The following is a 1,695-nucleotide window of genomic DNA, read 5'->3' as shown; positions in this document are numbered from 1 at the left end:
ACCGGGGTTGGTAGCCAGGGCCGGCCGGCGAGGGCGTCGTGGATGGCGTCGAGGGCGCGGATGCCGTGGTCGCGGGCGGAGACGAGGTAGGAGCGGACGCGGCAGTAGGCGCCCAGGGTCGCTGGGCGGTGCCAGTAGCCGGAGACGGCCTGGTGGCGTTTCGGGCCGCGTAGGGCCTGCTCTGCCGGGTTGTTCGTCCAGGGAACGGCGAAGTTCTTCGTGAACGACCAGACCTGGTCGGCCTTGTCCGCGAGTCGTCGGGCGAGTTTGTGTCCGGGGTGGTTGCCGTCGTGCCAGTCGCGGCAGCGGTTGGTGATCCGGCCCCACTCGACGTCCTTGTCGTAGCGGGCGCGCAGGGCCGTGAGCAGGTCGGGGTCGAGGTGGTCATCGCCGGCGGCGGTCGCGGTGGTGACGGCGGTGTGGGCCTCGCGCAGGACGTCCTGGACGCGGCGGGCCCAGCGCTGCTCGTCGTGGTGGAGGTCCCAGACACCCTGGAGATGTCTGATCATGTGGGCGAGGCACTGCTGGACGCCTGCGAGCTGGGCGTCGAACTGCGCCCAGCCGGAGTAGTCGTCGCGGACGAGGTGGCCGGTGAAGCCGTCGAGCACGCCCAGGTCCTTGAGTGCCTTCGAGGAGCGGGAGTGGACGGGGGCGTACCAGACCAGCCCCGGGGCCGGGGTGCGCACCGTGACGACGTGCGGGCTGCCGGCCAGTTCGGCGCCGTCGGCGCCACGGTCCTTGTGCCACAGGTTGACCGGGGTCTCGTCCGCGCACAGCACCGGCTCGGCGGCCAGCGCCTTCCTCATCGCCGCGTCGAACCCGGCGGCGTCGAGCCGCTCGCCCAGGCGGGCGTTCGCGCGGGCGACGAACCCGGACGACACCGCCACCCCGACCAGCCCGTCGATCAGCGCCGCGGCCCGTTCGACGGGCACGTTGCCCTCCGAGACCAGCAGCACCGCCGCGCCGTTCAGGTGCGGCCCGTACGTCACACACCCCGGCCGGGCGAACGGCACCGACGCGGTCGTGACCTTCCCGCAGCAGCCGCAGCGCCGCCGCGGCAGCACCCAGTGCACCTTCTCCAGCACCGCGGGCAGCAGGTCCCAGACCTGCGCCCAGCCCGCCCCGGCGTCCCGACCGCCAGACAGGTCTGCCCGGCACGACGAGCACTCGGCCGGCGGGACCGCCGTCTCGGTCCGGTCCGGATCGTCGGCCGGTGCCAGCCGCGCACCGTCCCGACCAGGCTACCCACCCGGCTTGCGGTCCTTCGACCGCACCCGCTGGGACGCCGCCCTGGTCGCCTTCCGCTTCTCCTTCGCGGCCAGTGGCTCCTTCGACGGCGGAGTCGAGGAGTTCGAGCTGTCCATCCCGACCCGCCGCGCAAGCTCCGCGACCTGCAACTCCAGACGCTCCCGCGCCGCCCGCTCCGCGGCCAGCTCCACCTCGTGCCGCTCGGCCATGTCCTGGATCACCCGCCGCAGCCGGCCGTTCGTCTCCGCCAGCCGCCGGTTCTCCTCCGCAAGCGCGCCGACCCGCTCCTCGGCAGCCCGAACCCGCGACTCCAACGACGCGGACGGGTCAGCCACAGCCCACGATCATCACCAGACCGCCGACCCGATCAAGCAACGGCCCCAGCGTGTCATCCCAACACATCAACCCAGCTCAGCGGACCAGCCGCGCGGACCCGTGAATGGATAC

1 pseudogene is annotated in these 1,695 nt (G+C 73.0%); it reads right to left on the bottom strand.

What is annotated here, in order from left to right:
* Nucleotides 1-1,583 (bottom strand): annotated as a pseudogene (gene tnpC, locus AC559T_RS12330) (IS66 family transposase); the annotation flags it as partial.
* Between the last annotated feature and the right edge of the window lie 112 nt (nucleotides 1,584-1,695).

The sequence above is a fragment of the Frankia sp. Hr75.2 genome (genome assembly GCF_949319125.1).
GTDB lineage: Bacteria > Actinomycetota > Actinomycetes > Frankiales > Frankiaceae > Parafrankia > Parafrankia soli.
The sequence above is the reverse complement of the archived record's forward strand: the minus strand, read 5'-3'. Positions and strand labels throughout refer to the sequence as shown.